The following is a 19,452-nucleotide window of genomic DNA, read 5'->3' as shown; positions in this document are numbered from 1 at the left end:
CGATTTTACTTTTTTAGTCCGGATCGGCCCGCATCCCCCTGCAAATCACCGCACAGCCGTGTGCTGCTCGCGCGCAAAACCCAGCACACGCTGGCGAAACACATGGGCCAGCCAGGCCAGGGCCACCGCCACCTGCGCGGCCAGCGACAGCCACATGCCGCTGGTGACGGGCTTGGTCAGGCCGGCTGCCAGCGGCTGGGCCAGCATGGCGGCATCGGCCCCGGCCAGGCCAAAGGCCAGCAGCGGCAGCACGATGTTGACCAGCAGCCAGGTGACGGCGAACGCGGCCAGCGGCGACTTGATGCGCCCGGCCAGCAGGGAAAAGCCCGTGGCCAGCGCGGCATCACGCAGCAACTGCGCCGTTGCCAGTGCCGCCAACTGGGCTATACCGGGCAGGATGGGCTGGCCGCCTGCGGGCCACAGCAGCCACAGCGCACAGGCCAGCACGGCCAGCAGCCAGCTCACAGGCCACAGCGGCAGGGCCTCGAGCGCGCCACGCCAGCGCCCCTGCAACACGCACCATTGCACCTGGCGCCAGCTGCGCAGGCCTTCGTCCATGCCGTGCAGGCAGACATAGGCCGTGCCCGCCAGCGCCAGCCCCGTGGTCCATGCGAAGAAGGAGGCCGGACCGGGGCCCTGCAACTGCATTGCATCGAGGTGCATGCCGCCAAAGGCCAGGCCCGCCACGCACAGGCCCAGCGGCCAGGCCCAGGGCAGGGTGCGCACATCCAGCCGCGTGCACAGCAGCCGCCACAGGGCCAGCAGGCCCAGCCCCAGCGCGATGGCGCCGAACAGGTAGATGGCGCCGCGCCCGTGCAGCGGCACGGACCACCACAGCACAGGGCGGCCTTCCTCGCGGCCCAGCTGCTCGGTCAACCGGCCCAGGATGGGGCCGGGCAGCACCATCACGAACAGCAGCGGCACCAGCACGAAGCGGATGCGGCGCGCGGGCTGCTCCTTCGGCCCCCAGCCCATGAGCACGGAGTGCATGCTCCAGGCCTGCAGGGCCAGGCCCCACAGCACGGCCTGCAGCACGGCGTGCACGCCCCAGGCCAGCCCGCCCGGCTGGCCTGCCGAGGTGGCCAGCACGGCCAGCGCGCACCACAGCATGTACAGCCAGGCCGGCAGCGGGGCGCCCAGCAGCTTGCCCCAGGCCATCTGCCAGGGCGTGAGGGCCGACAGGCGCTGCCAGTCCCAGGTGTGCTGGCGCGCTTCCTCGTTGAGGCCGCGGCCGGCCAGCACGCTGCCCAGGCCGGCCGCGGCGATCCACATGCCGACCAGGGCGGCGATCAGCAGCGTGTGCAGGCGGCGGTCGGGCTGGACCAGGGCCATTGGCGTGGCCAGCAGCAAGGCGGTGAGCAGCAGGCTCCAGCCCAGCTGGGACGGCCGCCAGTTGAGCCAGAGCTGGCGCTGGAATTCGGGGTTGTGCGTCATGGCTGTTCCGCAGGGGTGGGGGGTGCTGCGTTCTGCAGGCCGCGCGCATAGCGGTCCTGCAGGCGCTCGCGCACCGGGGCCAGGCTGGCCACGGGCAGGCCGGTACCGACCAGGCGGGCCAGCAGATCGGCGCGCTCGCGCGGCAGGGTGGGCAGCCACAGCTGCAGATGCACCAGGCCCTGGTCATCGGGCGGCGGCACAGGGGTGTCGGGAAGGACCAGATGCAGCTGCCGTGCCAGCGACCCGGCCGAGGCACCCGGGGGCGGCGCCAGCTCCAGCGCGTACAGTGCCAGCGGGGCATCGTCGCCGGCGGCAGGTGCCTGAATGCCGCCGTGCAGGGCCTCGTGGCTTTCCACGCGGCCGCCGCGCAGGCTCAGGATGTGGGTGCAGTACTCGTCCAGTTCGCTGAGGATGTGGCTGGAGACGATCAGGGTCATGCCCTGGGCCTGCAGCGCACGCATCAGCCGGGACAGGCTGGCGCGTGCCTCGGGGTCCAGGCCGCTGGCCGGCTCGTCCAGCAGCAGCACGCGCGGCTGGTGGACGATGGCCTGGCCGATGGCCACGCGCTGGCGCTGGCCGCGAGACAGCTCGGTGGGCAGGCGCTCCAGCAGGTCGGCCAGGCCCAGCTGCCCGGCCACGTGCGCCACGCGCTGCGGCGCCTCGGACGGGGGCACGCCCATGGACAGGGCTGCGTACTGCAGGCAGCGCCGCACGCTCAGGCGGTCATAGAGGCCGAAGAAATCCGACAGATAGCCCAGGTGCCGGTGCACTTCGCGGGGCTGCTCCTGCACGGCAATGCCATGCACCTCGACCTGGCCCGACAGCGGCTGGTCCAGCCCGGCGATGCAGCGCATCAGCGTGGATTTTCCGGCGCCGTTGGGGCCTACCAGGGCCGTAACGGTGCCTGCGGCGATATGGACGCTGACGCCGTCCAGCGCGCGGTGGCCCGGGTACTCGAACACCAGCTGCGAAACCTTGATCAAGGCGAGCCCTCCCTCATTGTGTTGATGGCAGGCCGCAATGGCGGCTCAGCGCGCCAATATAGCCCAGCGCTGCCGCGCCTCGTCCCCGGCCGGGCGGCTTGAAATGCACGCAGCCGGCTCCCAACTAGGGTGGTTGCCGTCCATGGCGCCCACGCCATGGAATTGCTGGAGAATCACACGGTCCGCATCGGAGGCATCCGGCCGCCGAACTCCGAACCGCCACAGTTCGCGCGCCCTGGCCGCGCGCCTTGCCACAGGGTCTGATCACATGATTGATGTCACCATTGAGAATTTCGAAGCCGAAGTCGTCGCCGCCTCCATGCAGGTGCCGGTGCTCGTCGACTTCTGGGCGCCCTGGTGCGGCCCGTGCAAGACGCTGGGCCCCATCCTGGAAAAGCTGGAAGTGGCCTACGAAGGCCGCTTCAAGCTGGTCAAGATCGATTCCGACCAGGAGCAGCAGCTGGCCGGCATGTTCGGCATCCGCTCCATCCCGACCTGCATCCTGATGATGGGCGGCCGGCCCGTGGACGGCTTCATGGGCGCCCAGCCCGAAGGCAAGCTGCGCGAGTTCCTGGACAAGCACCTGCCCTCCGAAGGCGAGCTGGCGGCCGAGGCCGAAGCCGACGAGGCCCACCAGCTGCTGGAAGCCGGCGACACGCAGGCCGCCCTGCAAAAGCTGGCCGATGCGCTGGCCGCCGACCCGGCCAACGACGATGCGCGCTTCGACTACGTGCGCCTGCTGATCGCCACGGGCGGCTACGAAGAGGCCGGCGCCCTGCTGACCGAGCCGCTCAAGCGCATTCCCCAGCCCACGCGCTTCGAGGCGCTCAACCAATGGCTGCAGTGCATGCTCTTCGTGCACAACGACGATCGCGGCAACTGGGAGTTTGCCCAGTTCGATGCCGTCATCGCACAGAACAAGCGCGACTTCGACACCCGCTTCGGCAAGGCCCAGGCCCTGGCCGCCGAAGGCCAGTGGGCAGCCAGCATGGACGAGCTGCTGGAAATCATCATGCGCGACAAGGAATGGAACGGCCAGGCCGCGCGCAAGCTCTATGTGGGCATCCTGGAACTGCTCACACCCCCGAAGCCCAAGAAGCAGGACGCCATCCCCGGCAAGAGCAGCGGCGGCATCGAACTGCTGGGCAAGGGCGCGGCCGAGCAGGACGAGGCCACGCAGCTGGTCAACGGCTACCGCCGCAAGCTCAGCATGGCGCTGAACTGAGTCCTGCCGCACGCCGGTGAAGAGACGGGGAGCCTTGCGGCTCCCTTTTTTCATGGCGAGGGCTCAGGGTGCAACCGGCTCCTCGGCCGCATGCGCGCGGTGCAGCAACTGCACGAAGCCGGGCGCATCCGGCAGATGCACATCGGCCAGGCGCCTGACAGCAATGCCGGGGGACCATGAATTCATCACCACGGCGCCGGCCATGTCGGGCAGGTCGGCCAGGGTCAGCACGGCCTCGCGCTGCGCCACGCCCAGGCGCTGCAACTGGCGCCGCAGCATGGACTCGGTCGTGCCCTGCAGCACCTGGGCGCGCGGCCAGACCACGGCATCTCCATCCCAGAAGGCCAGGTTCCAGATGGAGGCCTCGCCAATACGGCCGTGGCGATCGGCAAAGGCGGCATCGTCAAAGCCCTGGGCTACGGCGCGACGCAGCAGATGCGTCTTCGCCACCTCGCCCACATGCTTGAGGTGGGGCAGCATGCGTTCATGCTCGAACAGCGCCAGGCTCAAGGGCCCGGTAGGGCCCGAGGCGGGTGCCGAGGTCCGCACCAGCATGCGCGGCCGCGCATCGGCGGCCGTGAATTCCCCGGCAGGCGAGTACACCGTGGCGGTCAGCGAAACATCCTGCGGGCCGTTGGCAAGCGCCGCCCGCAGCTGTGCCTGGACATGGTCATCGGACAAGGCCTGGCCGAACAGCTCCAGCGAGGCCTGGCGCAAGCGCTGCAGATGCAGGTCCAGCCCGCGCAGCCTGCCGCCGCGCACCTGCATGGCCGTGAAATGGGCATGGCCGGCAAAGGCCAGGGCGGCGAGTTCGGCCGCCGTAGCGGGCTGCCCATCGATAAGGCTGGTGAAGAAAGAGGCGGTTTCCATGGATTCATCCATCAACAAGTTTTCTTGATTGTTCGATGGCGGATCCAAAAGAGGAAGCAAGTAGTATTCGATGCTCCATCAAGAAAAATTTGAAGATCCATGCGCCAGCTTCCACCCGGCACGCGCGCCCTGCGCAGCTTCGAGGCCGCAGGGCGCCACCTGAACTTCACGCGTGCGGCCGACGAACTGGGACTGACCCCGGCGGCGGTCAGCCACCAGATCAAGGAGATGGAGGAACAGCTGGGCCTCGTCCTCTTCACGCGCAACAGCCGCAGCATGCAGCTCACGCCCGCAGGCAGCGTGCTGCTGGAGGCCACGGCCGAGGCGCTGGGCCTGCTGCGGCGCGCCACCGCCCGGGCGCGCCAGCTGGCCCGGGGCGAGACGCGGCTGCGCCTGTCGCTGGGCGCGCGCTTTGCCACGCAGTGGCTGCTGCCCCGGCTGCCGCGCTTTCGCGCCGCGCATCCGCAGATCGAACTGAGCTTTGACATCAGCGACGAGGTGCGCGACTTCGACGCCGATGACATTGATGCCGGCATCCGCTTCGGCACCGGCCGTGATCCGCACACCCTGGCGGTGCGCCTGTTCGACGCCAGGGTCATCCCCGTCTGCAGCCCGGCCCTGCTGCAGTCCGGCCCGCCGCTGGCGCGGCCCGTTGACCTGCTGGCGCACACGCTGTGCCATGTCGATTGCAGGGTGGACGGCCAGGTCTGGCCGAACTGGCCGATGTGGATGGCGGCGGCCGGCGTGGAGGGCCTGGACGCAGGCCGCTGCATCGCCTTCACCGACTCCAGCCATGTCGTGCAGGCCGTGCTGGACGGCGGCGCCGTGGGCCTGGTCGAGCAGGACCTGGTGGCCGAAGACCTGGCCCGCGGCCGCCTGGTGCGCCTGTTCGACATCGCCGTAGGCCTGGGCCCGGCCTATGCCTACCACCTGCTCTACCCCCGGCGCAGCCAGGGCCAGCCGGCCATCGAGGCGCTGCGTGCGTGGGTGCTCGATGAGGCTGGGCTCTAGCGCCTACTGTCGTACGGGATCGGCAAATCGCATCAACCCGCGCACCACGGCCTGCACGGCCGGGTCTTGCTGCGAGGCGCTGCGGCAGGCCAGACCCAGCGGGCGTGTCAGGGCGGGACTCAGCCCGCGCTGCTGAAGGGTGCGGCTGACGGCGTCCATGGGCTCCTCGCGTGGCAGGACGGTGGGACCGTGGCCTGCGGCGACCAGGGCGCGTATGCCTTCGGGATAACTCATCTCCATGCGCGGCTGGGGCAGCAGGCCGGCCTGGGCAAACCATTGCGACAGCAGGCGGTGCATCTGGGTGCCGGCGGCAAAGCCTATCCAGGGCTGGGCGTTGAGCCATTCGGGCGTGATCTGGTCGGGCAGCGGCATCTGCGGCGGCGCGAACAGCTCCATGGGGTCGTTGCGCCAGGCCAGCACCTCGAGCCCCGCAGCCACGGGCTGGGGCAGACCGACCAGGGCCAGGTCCAGGCTGCCGGCCGCCAGGCGCTGCATGGCCTGGGCCGAGCTCACGACTTCCAGGCGCAGCTCCACGCTCGGTGCGTGCTCGGCCAGCCATTGCAGCAGTTCGGGCAGCAGCAGGGGGCTGACGCCGGCCGAGGCGCCTATGCGCACGCTGGCGCCAAAGCCCTCGGCACGCTTGCGCACCTGGCGCAGCAGGGATTCGCTGTCTGCCAGCAGGCGGCGTCCGCCTTCGGCCAGCAGTTCGCCCGCAGGCGTCAGCTGCGCCTGGCGCTTGCCGCGCACCAGCAGCGGTGTGTCCAGGCGCGCTTCCAGCTCCTGGATGTGCAGGCTGACGGCAGGCGGCGACAGGTGCAGGGCCTGGGCGGCGGCGGCCAGGGTACCCAGGTCGGCCACGGCCACCAGGGTCTGGAGCTGGTCGAGGTTCAGGCGTCGCATCAGGTTTCCTGAAGATAAGGTTCCGAAGATTCGACTTTATCTAATCTGGGTGCGAATCCATCATCCCGTCCCGTATCAGGAACGAGGCCATGGAATGGAATTGAGCAATGCGGTGCTGGCCGCGGCCCTGGGGGCCGCGCTGATGAATGCGAGATGGAACAGCGCCATCAAGGTGGGCGGCGACAAGATGGTCGCCATGGCGCTGACCACGGGGCTGGCCAGCCTGTGGTCGCTGCTGGTGCTGCCCTGGCTGGACTGGCGTGCGGCGGCGCTGTGGGACGCATCGGTGTGGTGGTGGCTGGCGGCCTCGGTGGCCGTGCACACCGTCTACCACTTCGTGCTGCCGCGCGCCTACCAGCATGGCGAGTTCGGCGTGGTCTACCCGGTGGCGCGGGGCAGTGCGCCGCTGTTCGTCACGCTGGGCGCGGCGCTGCTGGCCGGTGAGTGGCCGGGCGCGACCGGGCTGGCCGGCGTGCTGTGCCTGTCGCTGGGCGTGCTGGCGCTGTCGTTGCACAGCGGCGCGGCCAGCGGTTATGGCGGCAGCGGCTATGCGCTGGCCACGGGCGCCATGATTGCCTGCTACACGGTCATCGACGGGCTGGGTGCGCGCGCATCCGGTTCCGCGCTGCTCTATGCGGCCCTGCTCACGCTGGGCGATGGCCTGGCCACGGTGCTGATCGTTGCCTGGCGGCGCGGTCCTGCCGTGCTGCGCGCCGATGCACGCACCTGGCGCCTGTGCGCCCTGGCCGCCGCCATGCAGCTGAGCGCCAGCTGAATGGCGACCTGGGCGCTGTCGCAGGCGCCCATGGGGCTTGTGTCTGCACTGCGTGAAAGCAGCGTGCTGTTTGCAGGCTGGATTGCCGCCTGGCTGATGCGCGAGCGCCTGGGCCGCGTGCGCATGCTGGCCTCGGCCCTGGTGTTCGGCGGCATCGTGCTGGTGCGCTGGGGCGGTTGATCCGCCCGGCGCCAACGGCGGCTGCGTGCTCAGCCGTGGCTGATGCGCGTGCCCAGCAGGGACAGGAACTGTGCGATCCAGGCCGGATGGGCCGGCCAGGCGGGGGCGCTGACCAGGTTGCCTTCGGTGTGCGCCTGGTCCACGCCGATGTCGGCGTAGGTGCCGCCGGCCAGTTCGACCTCGGCACGGCAGGCCGGGTAGGCCGAGCAGGTGCGGCCCTTGAGCACGCCGGCGCCGGCCAGCAGCTGGGCGCCATGGCAGACGGCGGCCACGGGCTTGTTGTTGTCGAAGAAGTGGCGCACGGCGGCGCGCACGGCATCGTAGTTGCGCAGGTATTCGGGGCCGCGTCCGCCGGGGATCACCAGGGCGTCGTACTGCTCGGGCTTGATGTCGGCGAAGCTGGCGTTGAGCGTGAAGTTGTGGCCGGGCTTTTCGCTGTAGGTCTGGGCGCCCTCGAAATCATGGATGGCCGTCTTGATGTGGTCCCCCGCCTTCTTGTCGGGGCAGACCGCGTGCACCGTGTGTCCCACGGCCTGCAGGGCCTGGAACGGGACCATGGTTTCGTAGTCCTCGCAGTAGTCTCCGCAGATCATCAGAATCTTCTTGCCGGCCATGTGCTTGCTCCTTCGAAAAAAGTCAGAGGGAACAAGCATTGTGGCAGTGTCGGTGACGCCGGCGTGACCGGCTGCAGAAACGGGCCCGCGCAATGAAAAAGAGAGCCGAAGCTCTCTTTTGCGGGGACAGGCAGGCGGCAGCTCAGGCCGTCAGGCGCTGCAGCGCTTCGCGGTACTTGGCGGCCGTCTTCTCGGTCACCTCCTGGGGCAGGCGGGGCGCCGGGGCGCTCTTGTCCCAGGGCTTGCCGTTGACCTGGGCCTGCTCCAGCCAGTCGCGCACGAACTGCTTGTCGTAGCTGGGCGGGTTCTCGCCCTTGGCCAGCGCCTGGGCATAGCCTTCCACGGGCCAGTAGCGCGAGCTGTCGGGCGTGAGCACCTCGTCCATCAGCACCAGTTCGCCGTTTTCGTCCAGGCCGAATTCGAACTTGGTGTCGGCAATGATCATGCCCTTTTCGAGGGCGATGGCCGCAGCTTCCTTGTAGATGCGGATGGCTGTATCGCGGATCTGGGAGGCCAGCTTCTCGCCGACCATCTCCACCGTGCGCTCGTAGGTGATGTTCTCGTCATGGTCGCCCATCTCGGCCTTGGCGGCCGGCGTGTAGATGGGCTCGGGCAGCTTGGCGGCGTTGGTCAGGCCTTCGGGCAGGGGAACGCCGCAGACCGAGCGCGATTCCTGGTATTCCTTCCACCCGCTGCCGGCCAGGTAGCCGCGCACCACGGCCTCGATCAGCACGGGCTTGAGGCGCTTGACCAGCATGGAGCGGCCCGTGACCTGGGGCACTTCGGCGGGCGTGACCACGGATTCGGGCGCTTCGCCGGTCAGGTGGTTGGGGCAGATGTGGCCGAGTTTGTCGAACCAGAACAGCGCCATCTGCGTCAGCAGCTCGCCCTTGCCGGGGATGGGCTCGCCCATGATCACGTCAAAGGCCGAGAGGCGGTCCGAGGCCACCATCAGGATGCGGTCATCGCCCACGGCATAGTTGTCGCGCACCTTGCCGCGCGCGAGCAGCGGCAGCGAGGCAATGTTGGAAGTGTGCAGGGCGGAGGGACGGGACTGGGTGGTCATGTGAGGCAAGGGGCAATCTGGCAAAGAGGCTGCAGGGGCCGGAGGGCTGCAAGCGGCACGCGCAGGAGCGCGATTCTACCCAACGGCGCCTCACGGTGACGGACGGCCTGTGGCCACCCCCACCCCAGGGGCGCAGCCTGGCAAACCCGCCGATTGTGCGCCCAATCGCATGGCGCGCAAAACCCGCCTCCAAGGCCCTGCACCGTCCTGCGCTATCGGCTTGCGGCGTTGCTTTTGACCCGACCCGGGCGCATAGTGGATTCGCAAGCAAACGAATGCGCATTCCGGCCTGCAAGCACCTGTCCCGGCGGATCGTCCCCCGGTGGACCGGGCTGTTTCCATCCAGAGCAAGGAGTGTTTAGATATGAATCTGACGATTAGTGGGCATCACCTGGAGGTCACTCCCTCGCTGCGCAGTTACGTCATGGCCAAGCTCGAACGCATTCTTCGACACTTTGACCAGGTGGTGGATGTCAAGGTCTTGCTGACCGTTCATAACCAGAAGGAGAAGGAAAAGCGCCAACGTGCCGGTTGCACGCTGCGCGTCAAGGGCCAGGATCTCTTTGTCGAAACCTCTCACTTCGACCTTTATGCCGCCGTTGACGCGCTGGCTGACAAGCTGGACCGTCTCGTGGTGCGCTACAAGACCCGCCAGCAGGGCAGCCGCTACGGCACGGCCAAGCGGCTCGATGATGCTGGACTGACCCTGGCGTCAGTCGGGTGACAGGTAAGGCGCCGGCCCTGTGCGGGCGCTTACAATACCTGCGTTTTTGTGGCTGATGTGCCACGCACGACCACCGCCCTTCGGGGCGGTTTTTGATGGGGGTCAGGGTTTCCCCACGGTTTCCGGCACTGCGGTGCATAATTGTTTCCCGAACCATGAACCGTCTTGCCTCCATCCTGCCCGCCGCTCAAGTGCTCGTGAGCGTCGACGTCACCAGCAAAAAGCGCGCTTTCGAAGAAGCAGGTCTGCTATTCGAGAGCCTGCATGGCCTGTCCCGCGCACTCATCACCGACAGCCTCTTCGCGCGTGAACGCCTGGGCTCGACGGGGCTGGGCCATGGCGTGGCCATTCCCCACGGTCGCATCAAGGGGCTGACCGCTCCGATGGCAGCCGTGTTCCAGCTGGACCATCCCATTGGCTTCGATGCGCCCGATGAGCAGCCCGTAGGCCTGCTGATCTTTTTGCTGGTGCCCGAAGCGGCGACGCAAAAGCATCTGGAAATCCTTTCTGAAATCGCCGAACTGCTCAGCGACAGCCAGCTGCGCGAGCGGCTGAAGTCCTGCGGCGATGCGGCCCGGCTGCATGGAATGATTGCCGGCTGGCAGTCTTCCGCCGCTCCGCTGGTCTAGACTTTCGTCTTCCCCTTTTCACGGGCCTTGCCATGAGACCCAGTGCCATCAGCGCCGACGTCCTTTTCGAGGAGTTCCGCTCCAGCCTGCGCTGGGAGTGGGTGGCGGGCCTGGGGGCCTCGGAGCGCCGTTTCGACGAGATGGCCGTGCGCTCGGCGCGCTCGGGCGCCGATCTCGTCGGCTACCTGAACTACATCCATCCCTACCGGCTGCAGGTGCTGGGCGAGCGTGAGATCGCCTATCTGACCAACGCCACGCCGCAGGACTGCCAGCGCCGCGTGGCACGCATCGTCACGCTGGAGCCGCCCGTGCTGGTGCTGGCCGATGGCCAGACGGCGCCCGAGGCGCTGCTGTCCATGTGCGAGCGCGCCCACATTCCCATGTTCGCCACGCGCGAGCAGTCGGCCTTCGTGATCGATGTGCTGCGTGCCTACCTGGCCAAGCATTTCGCCGACCGCACGACCATGCATGGCGTGTTCATGGACATCCTGGGCATGGGCGTGCTGATCACGGGCGAATCGGGCCTGGGCAAGAGCGAGCTGGGGCTGGAGCTGGTGACGCGCGGCAACGGCCTGGTGGCCGACGATGCCGTGGACCTGTACCGCATCAACCAGACCACGATCGAAGGCAAGTGCCCCGAGCTGCTGCAGAACCTGCTGGAGGTGCGCGGCATCGGCCTGCTCGATATCCGCGCCATCTTTGGCGAGACGGCCGTGCGCCGCAAGATGCGTCTCAAGCTCATCGTGCACCTGGTGCGCAAGGAAACCATGGAGCGCGAATACGAGCGGCTGCCAGCCGAGCCGCTGACGCAGGACGTGCTCGGCGTGCCCGTGCGCAAGGTGGTGATCCAGGTGGTGGCGGGCCGCAACATCGCCGTGCTGGTGGAGGCGGCCGTGCGCAATGCCATCTTGCAGCTGCGCGGCATCGACACCTACCAGGAATTCGTGCAGCGCCACCGCCGCGCCATGGAACGCGGCGACACCTTCTAGCGGTCTGCGCCGTCGTGGCGTCCGGCTGCCTGTTGCCGGCGGCCTGTTGCCTGGGCCCCACTGTTTTCCCCGGGATTGTTTGCGGACCGTGCGCCCATGTTTGCGCGCGGTGCGTTGTCGTTGTTTTCTCAAATAAGAATAATTCTCATTTTCTATAATTCGGGCAGATGCCGTATCCGGCCTGTGTCCCGACGGGCTGCGGGCCTGGATGCGGCGCATTTTCTTCCGCCTTGAAAGCCCTCCCGGATGTCCTCTCGTTCCCGCACCGGCCTGCCGCGCGCAGGCGCTGTCAGCCCCTTCGCCCCCGTTTTACCGTTCCACGGCCTGGGCACCATCGCCCGTGTCTGCGCCATGGTTGCCGCTGCCGCTTTGCCCGCCGCCTCCTGGGCGGCCGACGCCGAACTGGGCGAGATCACGGTGCGCAGCACCACCGATCCCCAGGCACTGCCCACCGTGGCGCCGGGCGGCCAGGTGGCCAAGGGCGCGGGCCTGGGCGTGCTGGGCCAGCGCGATGTGATGGATACGCCGTTCAACATCACCTCCTACACGGCCGAAGGCATTGCCGACCAGCACGCGACCACGCTGATGTCGGTGCTGGAAAACGACCCCTCCGTGCGCTTCACCACCAACACCGGCCACGCCTACGAGAACTTCACCATCCGCGGCCTGGGTGTGAATGCCTCGGAACTGGGCTTCAACGGCCTGTACGGCCTGGCGCCCGATGGCCATGTGCCCACCGAGATGATCGAGCGCGTGGAAGTGCTCAAGGGCCCGGGTGCGCTGCTGAGCGGCATGACGCCGGGCGGCGCCGTGGGCGGCACCATCAACCTGGTGACCAAGCGCCCGCTGGCCCGGGACCTCACGCGCGTGACCACCATGCTCAGCAGCTCCTCGCAGCTGGGCCTGCAGGCCGATGTGTCGCGCCGCTTCGGCCCGGAACGCCGCCTGGGCATACGCATCAACGGCAGCACCTCGGGCGGCGATACCGAGATCGACGGCCAGAACCGCCGCCATGGCCTGGGCGCACTGGCGCTCGACTACCAGGGCGACGGTTTCACGCTGGGGCTGGATGCCTACAGCTACCGCTCCAACATCCGTGACGGCAGCCCGATGATGGTCAGCATGCAGAACCTCAAGCAGGTGATTGCAGCGCCCGACGCCAAGACCAATCTCTTCCCGGGCATACGTGCCCAGCAGCAAAGCGATGCGCTGATGCTGCGCGGCTCGGTGGACCTGGGGGCGGACTGGACGCTGTTCGGCTCGGTGGGCAGCGGCAAGCATTCCTATGACGGCATGCTCAACGGCACGCGCGTGGTGCTGCGCGCCCAGGGCGACGGCTCGGCCGTGGGCCAGACCTACAACCAGTACGGCTACACCGACAGCATGGCGGCCGAGTTCGGCGTGCGCGGGCGCCTGCGCACGGGTAGCGTGAACCATCTGCTGGTCGCCTCCGTGAACTGGATGAACCAGAAGGGCGGCCGCGCGGCCGTGGCCACCAGCGCCAGCTACATCACCAACATCTACGACCCTGCGCCCATCACGCTGGCCGGCCCCTACGGCGCCATCAAGCAGGAGCGCGACGACGTGCTCAGCAGCCTGGCCCTGGCCGACACGCTGAGCTGGGGTGGCGACACCGTACAGCTCACCGTGGGCGCGCGCCTGCAGCGCGTGAACCAGAAGATGGCGCGCTATGACGAACATGCCATCTCGCCCGCGCTGGGCCTGGTGGTCAAGCCCTGGGGCGATACGGTCTCGCTGTACGCCAACCATGTGCAGGGCCTGAGCGCGGGCTCCATCGTCGGCGCCACCTACGCCAATGCCGGCGAAGTGTTCGCGCCCTACAAGACCAAGCAGTTCGAGATCGGCGCCAAGTGGCGCACGGGTGATTTCACGCAGACGGTCTCGCTGTTTCAGATCGAGCGGCCTTCGTCCGTGGTGGAGACCGCGACCAACCGCCTGCTGATGGATGGCGAGCAGCGCAACCGGGGCCTGGAGTGGAATGTGTTCGGCGAGCCGTTGCGCGGCACGCGCGTGCTGGGCGGCCTGGCCTATACGCAGGCCATCCAGAGCAAGACCCAGGGCGGCGCGCGCGACGGCTACGGCGTCTACGGCGTGCCGCGCTGGACGGCCAACCTGGGCGGCGAGTGGGATGTGCCCGCGCTGCCGGGCGCCACGCTCACCGGCCGCCTGATCTACACGGGCGCGCAATGGGTGAATTCGGCCAACACGCTGAAGATGCCCAGCTGGACCCGCGTGGACGTGGGCGCGCGCTATGCCACCCGCATCGCGGCCAAACCCGTCACCTTCCGCGCCACGGTGGAGAACCTGTTCGACAAGTCCTACTGGGCCGGCAGTTTCAACGACAACTTCGCCACCACGGGCGGCCCGCGCACGGTGCGTGTCTCGGCCACGGTGGACTTCTGACGCCATGGCGCAAGCTGCACGACAAGGCCTGTGCGTGGCCGCCTCGCTGCTGTGCCTGCTGGGCGCAGCCGTCCATGCCGGTGAAGACATGACGGCAGCCGCATCGCGGCAGGCCCTGGCCGCACGGCCGGGCACGCTGGCGCCGGGCCAGGCGGCCACAGGGGTCCTGGCTGCCGGTGGGCGCGAGTTCTGGCGCGTCGATCTGCCTGCCGGCCACGTGGTCCAGGGTGAATTCGAGGGGCAGGGCGTGGCCCTGGACCTGGAGGATGCCCAGGGCCGGCACCTGCGCCGCCTGGCCAGGCCTGATGGCGGCGCCCAGTCGCTGATGTGGGTCACGGAGGGAGCCGGACGGCAGCGGCTGGTGGCCAGGCGCGTGGCCCTGGCTGACCCCGGTTCCGGCGGTGAGGCGCAAGAAGCGGGGCGCTTCGCGCTGCGGCTGACCTCCAGCCTGGCGCCTGCCGGCAACAAGGCCTCGGCCACCTCCGAGCCTCCGGCACTGCAAAGCCCGCGGCTGAGGGCTCTGGCGCAGGCAATCCAGCGCGGCGCGGGGGCTGGTGTGGCTGCCGACGCCTTCTGGCGGCGCGTGCAGGAGGAAGGAACACCCATGGTCGAGCCTCTGTCCGAGGGGCACTCCCTGGTCACCTTCCTGTGGCGCGGCCAGCCGCGTGCGGGCATGCAGGGCGTGCGCCTGTTCGGCAGCCCGGCCGGCAACCATGATCCGCTGCAGCATCTGCCCGGCAGCGATGTGTGGTGGGCCAGCTTCCGCATGGCGGACAACGCCAGGCTCAGCTACCGGCTGGCGCCCGATGTGCCGCTGATCGAAGGCTCGGCCATGGAGCAGCGCCGCGCCCTGCTGGCCACGGCGCAGCGCGATCCGCTCAATCCCAAGACCTTCCCGCAGCCGCCCGAGGGCGGCTTCATCGATGTCTTCCAGGGCGCCTCCGTGCTGGAGCTGCACAAGGCCCCACCCCAGCCCTGGATGGCGCCGCGCGCGGGCGTGGCCCAGGGGGCGCTGGTGCAGCACCGCCTGTCCAGTCGCGTGCTGGGCAACAGCCGCGATGTCTGGACCTACCTTCCCGCAGGCGGCCAGGCGCCCGAGGCGCTGCTGGTGCTGTTCGACGGCAATGCCTATGCAAAGCAGGTGTCCACGCCCACCCTCATCGACAACCTCATGGCCGACGGCCTGATCCCGCCCACGGCCGTGGTCCTGGTGGACAACGCCAGCCCGCAGGCACGCGGCAGGGAATTGCCGCCCAACACCGCCTTCGCGCGCTTTCTGGATGAGGAGCTGATGCCCTGGGTGGGGGAGCAGGGCCTGGGCCAGCCTGCGGTGCGCACGGTGATCGGCGGCTCCAGCTTCGGCGGCCTGGCCTCGGCCTATGCGGGCCTGGTCAATGCGCGCTGGTTCGGCAACGTGCTGAGCATGTCGGGATCGTTCTGGTGGTCGCCGGCCGGCGAGGTGCCGGGCTGGGTGCAGCGCCGCTATGCCCAGGAGCCGCGCCAGCCCGTGCGCTTCTATCTGGATGCAGGCCGCTACGAGCGTGCACGCGGCGGGCAGGACGGCATCCTGGAAACCAACCGCCACCTGGCCGACGTGCTGCGCGCCAAGGGCTACGAGGTCACGCAGGCCGAGCATGAAACCAGCCATGACTACCTGCAATGGCAGGGATCGCTGGCCTGCGGCCTGGTGGCCCTGCTCAACCCCGGGCGCTTTGCCCAGGGCCTGCCGGCCTGCGAGCGCATGCCGGACAGCACGTCCGCACTTCCCTGAGGCCGCCAAGGCCAATGTTTGAACTTCCTGGCGATACAGCAATCATTGAAAGAATGAACACCTTGAATGCAAATCATTCCCGGCGCCACATCCTGGCGACGATGGGCCAGGGCGCGGGCATGCTGGTCACGCTGCCTCTGGCACTGTCCATGGCCCATGCACAGACGGCAGCGGTCGGCAAGACCGTGACCGTGCCGCACGCCAAGGGCGAGGTCCAGGTGCCATTCAAGCCCGTGCGCGTGCTGGTGTTCGAGCTGGCGGCGCTGGACACGCTGCAGGCGCTGGGCGGCGAGGTGCGTGGCGTGCCCGAGTTCAAGATGCCGCCGCTGCTGGCCCGCTATGCCGATGCCAGGTATGCGCGCATCGGCAGCCTGTTCGAGCCCGACTACGAGGCCGTCAAGGCGCTGTCGCCCGACCTCATCATCGTGGGCGGCCGCTCCGAGGCCAAGTACAAGGAGCTGTCGCGCTTCGCCCCCGTGCTGGACCTGAGCGTCAGCGACCAGCACCAGATGGCCGATATCTACCGCAACATCCGCACGCTGGGCGCCGTCTACGGCCTGCAGGACAAGGCCGAGGCCGAGGTCCGGGCCGTGGAGCAGGCCATCGCCGCGCTGCATGGCAAGGCGCAGAACGCGGGCAAGGGGCTGGTGCTGCTGACCTCGGGCGGCAAGCTCAGCGCCTACGGTCCGGGCTCGCGCTTCGGCATGCTGCACGATGTGTTTGGCGTGAAACCGGCCATCGACAACCTGACGGTGGCGCGCCATGGGCAGGTGGTCTCCTTCGAGTTCCTGCTCAAGACCAATCCCGACTGGCTGTTCGTCATCGACCGCGACGTGGCCATCGGCCAGGATGGCAAGACCGCCCAGCAACTGCTGGACAACCCGCTGGTGCGCGCCACCAAGGCCTGGCGCGGTAAGCAGGTGGTCTATCTGAACGCAGCCAACTGGTACACCCTGTCCAACGCCGGGCCAGGCGCGCTGAAGGCCAATATCCAGCAACTGTCGGATGCCTTTGCCCGCACATGACGCCAAAGCGTTGAGCCCGCCTGTCGCCACCGCGCACGCCGTGCCCATGTCACGCCCCTCTCGCCAGGCCCTTGCCTGGCTTTTCGCGCTGGGCCTGCTGCTGGCGCTGTCGCTGGCCAGCCTGATGGTGGGCGCGGGCGACATGCACTGGAGCGTGCTGTGGTCGCGCAGCGAGGACGACCTGGCCAGCCAGGTGCTGGTCTACAGCCGCGTGCCGCGCACCCTGGCCCTGTTGCTGGCCGGCGCGTCCATGGCGGTCTGCGGACTGCTCATGCAGATGCTGGCACGCAACCACTTCGTGGAGCCTTCCACCGTGGGCACGGTGGAGTCGGCCAGCCTGGGCATGCTGGCTGCGTTCCTCTGGGTGCCGCACTGGCCGGTGATGGCCAAGATGGGAATTTCGGCCGTGGCGGCACTGCTGGGCACGGCGCTGTTCCTGGCCGTGCTCTCGCGCATCCGGCTGCGCTCGTCGTGGATGGTGCCCCTGGTCGGCCTGGTGCTGGCCGGCGTGCTGGAGGCAGCCGCCAGCTTTCTGGCGCTGCAGTTCGACATGATGCAGGCGCTCAAGTCCTGGTCCAACGGCGATTTCTCGCTGGTGGTCCAGGGCCGCTACGAGTTGCTGTGGCTGTCGCTGGGCGTCACCGCCCTGGCCTGCCTGGCGGCCGACCGCTTCACCGTCGCCGGCCTGGGCGAGAGCTTTGCCACCAATCTGGGCCTGAACTACCGGCGCCTGGTCTGGCAGGGGCTGGTGGTGGTGGCCGTGGCCACTTCCGCCGTGGTGGTCACGGCCGGCAGCCTGCCCTTCGTGGGCTTGATCGTGCCCAACGTGGTGCGCCTGGTCCTGGGTGACAACGTCCGCCGCAGCGTGCTGTGGGTGGCGCTGATCGGCGCGGGCCTGACTCTGCTGTGCGATCTGGTCGGGCGGCTGCTGATCGCGCCCTATGAAATCCCCGTGGGCACCGTGCTGGGCGTGCTGGGCAGTGCCCTGTTCCTGGCGCTCATCCTGCGCCGCCGCAAGGACCGTGCATGAGCAGCCTGCCGCAATCCGTTGCTTGCGCCGATCCGTCTGCGCGCAGTTGGGGCCGGGGCCGACGCCTGGCGCTGCTGGGAGGGCTGGCGCTGCTGTGCCTGCTGGCCTTCATGACCGTGGGCGTCAGGACCGACTGGGCCTTCGTGCTGGAGCACCGGGGCGCCAAGGTGCTGACCATGGCCCTGGTGGCCTGCGCCATCGGCCTGTCCACCGTGGTGTTCCAGACCGTGTCGCACAACACCATCCTCACGCCTTCGGTGATGGGGCTGGATGCGCTGTACCTGTTCGTGCAGGCGGCCATGGTGCTGATGCTGGGCGCGGCAGGCGTGTCCGCCATGGGCGAGGTCGGGCGCTATGCGCTCAACATCGTGCTGATGGTGGGCTTCAGCGTGCTGCTGATGCGCTGGCTCTTCGTGGGCCATGCCAGCAGCCTGCACCTGATGCTGCTGGTGGGCATGGTGGGTGGCATCTTCTTTCGCAGCCTGGCGGGGCTGGCCATGCGCGTGCTCGATCCCAATGAGTTCACGGCGCTGCAGGACCGCATGTTCGCCAACTTCAACGCGGTGAACCTGCAGCTGCTGGTGCCGTCGCTGCTGCTGATCGCGCTGGGCAGCGCCTGGATCTGGCGCCAGCGCCACGTGCTGGACGTGATCTCGCTGGGGCGCGATGCCGCCATCGGCCTGGGCCTGGACTACGATGGCCGCGTGCTGCGGCTGCTGGCCGTGGTGGCCTGCATGGTGGCCGTGTCCACGGCCCTGGTCGGGCCTGTCATCTTCTTCGGTCTGCTGGTCAGCAACATGGCGTATCACGCCATGGGCACGCGCCGCCATGCCTGGGTGCTGCCTGCGGCCGTGCTCTGGGGCTGCGTGCTGCTCATGGGCGGCCAGGTGCTGCTGGAGCAGCTTTTTCAATTCAATACCGTGCTGAGCATCGTGGTGGAGTTCCTGGGTGGAATCGTCTTCATCGTGCTGCTCATGCGCAAGGGGACCCAATGATCGAGGTGCGTGATCTGCTCAAGCGCCATGGCGGCACGACCGTGCTGCAGGAGCTCAACTTCAACGTGCCCGAGCGGGCGCTGACGGCCATCATCGGCCCCAACGGGGCCGGCAAATCCACGCTGCTGTCCCTGGTCAGCCGCCTCATGCCGATCACGGAAGGCCAGGTGCTGGTGGCTGGCCGCGACGTGGCCACCACGCCCACCGAGGCGCTGGCGCGCATCATGGCCATCCTGCGCCAGGACAACCAGAGCACGCTGCGCCTGACGGTGCGCGACCTGGTGGGCTTCGGCCGCTTTCCGCACAGCAAGGGCCGGCTGGGCCCCGAGGATGTGCGCCATGTGGACGAGGCGCTGGAGTACCTGCAGCTCACGCCGCTGGCCGAGCGCTTTCTCGACGAGTTGTCAGGCGGCCAGCGCCAGCGCGCCTACATCGCCATGGTGCTGTGCCAGGACACGCCTTTCATCCTGCTGGACGAGCCGCTGAACAACCTGGACATGGCCCATGCCGTCAGCATGATGGGCCTGCTGCGCCGCGCCGTCACCGAACGCGGCAAGACCGTGGTCATGGTGCTGCACGACATCAACTTCGCCTCCTGCTACGCCGACCACATCATCGCGCTCAAGGACGGCCGCCTGGCCGTGGCGGGCACGCCGGCCGAGGTCGTGCAGGACGAGGTCCTCAGCACCCTCTACGGCATCCCCGTCAGCGTGCACGAGGTCAAGGGCCGCAGGCTCTGCCATTACTTTGGCTGAACATGCGGCGTTTCGGGCTTGGCGCGGCCTGAGGCGAGGGACACCAAGCAAG

Annotated in this window: 19 protein-coding genes; 13 read left to right on the top strand and 6 right to left on the bottom strand. The window is 68.6% G+C overall.

Going from position 1 to position 19,452, the window contains the following annotated elements:
- Positions 1–45: 45 nt before the first annotated feature.
- Both HFGMBDPB_RS07775 and HFGMBDPB_RS07770 read right to left on the bottom strand, forming a co-directional pair.
- The gene (locus HFGMBDPB_RS07775; protein ID WP_203400087.1) at positions 46–1,434 is read right to left on the bottom strand and encodes a hypothetical protein; all 1,389 of its coding nucleotides are present in this window, start codon (positions 1,432–1,434) and stop codon (positions 46–48) included.
- Positions 1,431–2,417 carry an ABC transporter ATP-binding protein gene (locus HFGMBDPB_RS07770; protein WP_209799267.1) on the bottom strand — a complete coding sequence of 329 codons (987 nt, stop codon included), beginning with the start codon at positions 2,415–2,417 and terminating at the stop codon, positions 1,431–1,433. Before HFGMBDPB_RS07770 ends, HFGMBDPB_RS07775 begins: the two co-directional genes overlap by 4 nt.
- Before the next feature lie 268 nt (positions 2,418–2,685).
- On the opposite strand from HFGMBDPB_RS07770, the gene trxA reads away from it, so the two are divergent.
- Entirely contained in the window at positions 2,686–3,642 is a 957-nt protein-coding gene (gene trxA / locus HFGMBDPB_RS07765) for a thioredoxin (RefSeq protein ID WP_016449132.1), read from the top strand.
- Positions 3,643–3,705: 63 nt separating this feature from the next.
- Here the strand turns inward: trxA and HFGMBDPB_RS07760 are convergent, their stop codons facing one another.
- Positions 3,706–4,512 carry an aminotransferase class IV family protein gene (locus HFGMBDPB_RS07760; protein ID WP_212645163.1) on the bottom strand — a complete coding sequence of 269 codons (807 nt, stop codon included), beginning with the start codon at positions 4,510–4,512 and terminating at the stop codon, positions 3,706–3,708.
- Between the two features lie 99 nt (positions 4,513–4,611).
- Between HFGMBDPB_RS07760 and HFGMBDPB_RS07755 the strand changes: the two genes are divergently transcribed.
- The gene (locus HFGMBDPB_RS07755) at positions 4,612–5,523 is read left to right on the top strand and encodes a LysR substrate-binding domain-containing protein (RefSeq protein WP_212645162.1); all 912 of its coding nucleotides are present in this window, start codon (positions 4,612–4,614) and stop codon (positions 5,521–5,523) included.
- A 3-nt stretch (positions 5,524–5,526) separates the two neighbouring features.
- On the opposite strand, the gene HFGMBDPB_RS07750 is transcribed toward HFGMBDPB_RS07755, so the two are convergent.
- Positions 5,527–6,423, bottom strand: coding sequence for a LysR family transcriptional regulator (locus HFGMBDPB_RS07750; RefSeq protein ID WP_212645161.1), 897 nt, complete (start codon positions 6,421–6,423; stop codon positions 5,527–5,529).
- A gap of 94 nt (positions 6,424–6,517) precedes the next feature.
- On the opposite strand from HFGMBDPB_RS07750, the gene HFGMBDPB_RS07745 reads away from it, so the two are divergent.
- Positions 6,518–7,198, top strand: a complete 681-nt coding sequence (locus tag HFGMBDPB_RS07745; protein WP_249343357.1) for a DMT family transporter — start codon at positions 6,518–6,520, stop codon at positions 7,196–7,198.
- A complete protein-coding gene (locus HFGMBDPB_RS29675; RefSeq protein ID WP_249343356.1) occupies positions 7,199–7,378 on the top strand; it encodes a DMT family transporter in 180 nt (59 codons plus the stop codon).
- 29 nt (positions 7,379–7,407) lie between these two features.
- On the opposite strand, the gene HFGMBDPB_RS07740 is transcribed toward HFGMBDPB_RS29675, so the two are convergent.
- Positions 7,408–7,992 carry a DJ-1/PfpI family protein gene (locus HFGMBDPB_RS07740; RefSeq protein WP_016449139.1) on the bottom strand — a complete coding sequence of 195 codons (585 nt, stop codon included), beginning with the start codon at positions 7,990–7,992 and terminating at the stop codon, positions 7,408–7,410.
- A gap of 142 nt (positions 7,993–8,134) precedes the next feature.
- Entirely contained in the window at positions 8,135–9,058 is a 924-nt protein-coding gene (locus HFGMBDPB_RS07735) for a phosphoribosylaminoimidazolesuccinocarboxamide synthase (protein ID WP_016449140.1), read from the bottom strand.
- Between the two features lie 364 nt (positions 9,059–9,422).
- On the opposite strand from HFGMBDPB_RS07735, the gene hpf reads away from it, so the two are divergent.
- The 9 genes from hpf (at position 9,423) to HFGMBDPB_RS07690 (ending at position 19,400) form a co-directional block, all read left to right on the top strand.
- The gene (gene hpf, locus HFGMBDPB_RS07730; RefSeq protein ID WP_016449141.1) at positions 9,423–9,782 is read left to right on the top strand and encodes a ribosome hibernation-promoting factor, HPF/YfiA family; all 360 of its coding nucleotides are present in this window, start codon (positions 9,423–9,425) and stop codon (positions 9,780–9,782) included.
- Positions 9,783–9,937: 155 nt separating this feature from the next.
- Positions 9,938–10,411 (top strand): PTS sugar transporter subunit IIA, encoded by a 474-nt coding sequence (locus HFGMBDPB_RS07725; RefSeq protein ID WP_016452020.1) that lies wholly within the window; start codon positions 9,938–9,940, stop codon positions 10,409–10,411.
- A gap of 32 nt (positions 10,412–10,443) precedes the next feature.
- Positions 10,444–11,400: an HPr(Ser) kinase/phosphatase gene (hprK, locus tag HFGMBDPB_RS07720; RefSeq protein ID WP_016449143.1), complete on the top strand. Its 957-nt coding sequence runs from the start codon at positions 10,444–10,446 to the stop codon at positions 11,398–11,400.
- Between the two features lie 246 nt (positions 11,401–11,646).
- Positions 11,647–13,824, top strand: coding sequence for a TonB-dependent receptor (locus HFGMBDPB_RS07715; protein WP_212645160.1), 2,178 nt, complete (start codon positions 11,647–11,649; stop codon positions 13,822–13,824).
- 4 nt (positions 13,825–13,828) lie between these two features.
- The gene (locus HFGMBDPB_RS07710) at positions 13,829–15,595 is read left to right on the top strand and encodes an enterochelin esterase domain-containing protein (protein ID WP_212645159.1); all 1,767 of its coding nucleotides are present in this window, start codon (positions 13,829–13,831) and stop codon (positions 15,593–15,595) included.
- Positions 15,596–15,648: 53 nt separating this feature from the next.
- Positions 15,649–16,620: a siderophore ABC transporter substrate-binding protein gene (locus tag HFGMBDPB_RS07705; RefSeq protein WP_349305360.1), complete on the top strand. Its 972-nt coding sequence runs from the start codon at positions 15,649–15,651 to the stop codon at positions 16,618–16,620.
- Positions 16,621–16,666: 46 nt separating this feature from the next.
- Positions 16,667–17,650 carry an ABC transporter permease gene (locus HFGMBDPB_RS07700; RefSeq protein WP_212645158.1) on the top strand — a complete coding sequence of 328 codons (984 nt, stop codon included), beginning with the start codon at positions 16,667–16,669 and terminating at the stop codon, positions 17,648–17,650.
- Positions 17,647–18,645 (top strand): iron chelate uptake ABC transporter family permease subunit, encoded by a 999-nt coding sequence (locus HFGMBDPB_RS07695; protein ID WP_016449148.1) that lies wholly within the window; start codon positions 17,647–17,649, stop codon positions 18,643–18,645. The genes HFGMBDPB_RS07700 and HFGMBDPB_RS07695 overlap by 4 nt, the downstream gene beginning before the upstream one ends.
- Positions 18,642–19,400 (top strand): iron ABC transporter ATP-binding protein, encoded by a 759-nt coding sequence (locus tag HFGMBDPB_RS07690; RefSeq protein WP_034363473.1) that lies wholly within the window; start codon positions 18,642–18,644, stop codon positions 19,398–19,400. The genes HFGMBDPB_RS07695 and HFGMBDPB_RS07690 overlap by 4 nt, the downstream gene beginning before the upstream one ends.
- Positions 19,401–19,452: the final 52 nt, after the last annotated feature.

The sequence above is a fragment of the Delftia sp. PE138 genome (assembly GCF_018320755.1).
GTDB classification, from domain to species: domain Bacteria; phylum Pseudomonadota; class Gammaproteobacteria; order Burkholderiales; family Burkholderiaceae_C; genus Comamonas; species Comamonas tsuruhatensis.
The sequence above is the reverse complement of the archived record's forward strand: the minus strand, read 5'-3'. Positions and strand labels throughout refer to the sequence as shown.

What these genes read in the sequence shown, in the direction of transcription:
- HFGMBDPB_RS07775 (WP_203400087.1), bottom strand. Translation starts at nt 1,434, where the DNA reads ATGACGCACAACCCCGAATTCCAGCGCCAGCTCTGGCTCAACTGGCGG.
- trxA (WP_016449132.1), top strand. Translation starts at nt 2,686, where the DNA reads ATGATTGATGTCACCATTGAGAATTTCGAAGCCGAAGTCGTCGCCGCC.
- HFGMBDPB_RS07760 (WP_212645163.1), bottom strand. Translation starts at nt 4,512, where the DNA reads ATGGAAACCGCCTCTTTCTTCACCAGCCTTATCGATGGGCAGCCCGCT.
- HFGMBDPB_RS07755 (WP_212645162.1), top strand. Translation starts at nt 4,612, where the DNA reads ATGCGCCAGCTTCCACCCGGCACGCGCGCCCTGCGCAGCTTCGAGGCC.
- HFGMBDPB_RS07750 (WP_212645161.1), bottom strand. Translation starts at nt 6,423, where the DNA reads ATGCGACGCCTGAACCTCGACCAGCTCCAGACCCTGGTGGCCGTGGCC.
- HFGMBDPB_RS07745 (WP_249343357.1), top strand. Translation starts at nt 6,518, where the DNA reads ATGGAATTGAGCAATGCGGTGCTGGCCGCGGCCCTGGGGGCCGCGCTG.
- HFGMBDPB_RS29675 (WP_249343356.1), top strand. Translation starts at nt 7,199, where the DNA reads ATGGCGACCTGGGCGCTGTCGCAGGCGCCCATGGGGCTTGTGTCTGCA.
- HFGMBDPB_RS07740 (WP_016449139.1), bottom strand. Translation starts at nt 7,992, where the DNA reads ATGGCCGGCAAGAAGATTCTGATGATCTGCGGAGACTACTGCGAGGAC.
- HFGMBDPB_RS07735 (WP_016449140.1), bottom strand. Translation starts at nt 9,058, where the DNA reads ATGACCACCCAGTCCCGTCCCTCCGCCCTGCACACTTCCAACATTGCC.
- hpf (WP_016449141.1), top strand. Translation starts at nt 9,423, where the DNA reads ATGAATCTGACGATTAGTGGGCATCACCTGGAGGTCACTCCCTCGCTG.
- HFGMBDPB_RS07725 (WP_016452020.1), top strand. Translation starts at nt 9,938, where the DNA reads ATGAACCGTCTTGCCTCCATCCTGCCCGCCGCTCAAGTGCTCGTGAGC.
- hprK (WP_016449143.1), top strand. Translation starts at nt 10,444, where the DNA reads ATGAGACCCAGTGCCATCAGCGCCGACGTCCTTTTCGAGGAGTTCCGC.
- HFGMBDPB_RS07715 (WP_212645160.1), top strand. Translation starts at nt 11,647, where the DNA reads ATGTCCTCTCGTTCCCGCACCGGCCTGCCGCGCGCAGGCGCTGTCAGC.
- HFGMBDPB_RS07710 (WP_212645159.1), top strand. Translation starts at nt 13,829, where the DNA reads ATGGCGCAAGCTGCACGACAAGGCCTGTGCGTGGCCGCCTCGCTGCTG.
- HFGMBDPB_RS07705 (WP_349305360.1), top strand. Translation starts at nt 15,649, where the DNA reads ATGAACACCTTGAATGCAAATCATTCCCGGCGCCACATCCTGGCGACG.
- HFGMBDPB_RS07700 (WP_212645158.1), top strand. Translation starts at nt 16,667, where the DNA reads ATGTCACGCCCCTCTCGCCAGGCCCTTGCCTGGCTTTTCGCGCTGGGC.
- HFGMBDPB_RS07695 (WP_016449148.1), top strand. Translation starts at nt 17,647, where the DNA reads ATGAGCAGCCTGCCGCAATCCGTTGCTTGCGCCGATCCGTCTGCGCGC.
- HFGMBDPB_RS07690 (WP_034363473.1), top strand. Translation starts at nt 18,642, where the DNA reads ATGATCGAGGTGCGTGATCTGCTCAAGCGCCATGGCGGCACGACCGTG.